The organism is Streptomyces violens (assembly GCF_000717745.1).
Classification (GTDB): domain Bacteria; phylum Actinomycetota; class Actinomycetes; order Streptomycetales; family Streptomycetaceae; genus Streptomyces; species Streptomyces violens.
Genome location: NZ_JOBH01000050.1, coordinates 1 through 291, shown reverse-complemented (window position 1 = coordinate 291; position 291 = coordinate 1). Strand labels below are relative to the sequence as shown.

Below are 291 nucleotides of genomic sequence, written 5' to 3'. Positions count from 1 at the left end.
CCGGCGCCCTCGTAGCCGGCCTCCTTCAGGATGGCCTTGGAGGCGCGGTAGAGCTCGGCGTTCTGCTCCTCGGAAAGGAACGGCGCGGGCGCCTCTTCGACCAGCTTCTGGTGGCGGCGCTGCAGCGAGCAGTCCCGGGTGGAGACCACGACCACGTTGCCGTGCTTGTCGGCCAGGCACTGGGTCTCCACATGCCGGGGGCGGTCCAGGTAGCGCTCCACGAAGCACTCGCCGCGGCCGAAGGCGGCGACGGCCTCGCGGACGGCGGAGTCGTACAGCTCGGGGACCTCT

Annotated in this window: 1 protein-coding gene; it reads right to left on the bottom strand. The window is 71.1% G+C overall.

Translation table 11 applies throughout. From position 1 onward, the window contains the following. Positions 1–291, bottom strand: a 291-nt coding sequence (locus IF04_RS36370; RefSeq protein ID WP_037961942.1) for an ATP-binding protein, incomplete at both ends; no start/stop codon positions are given.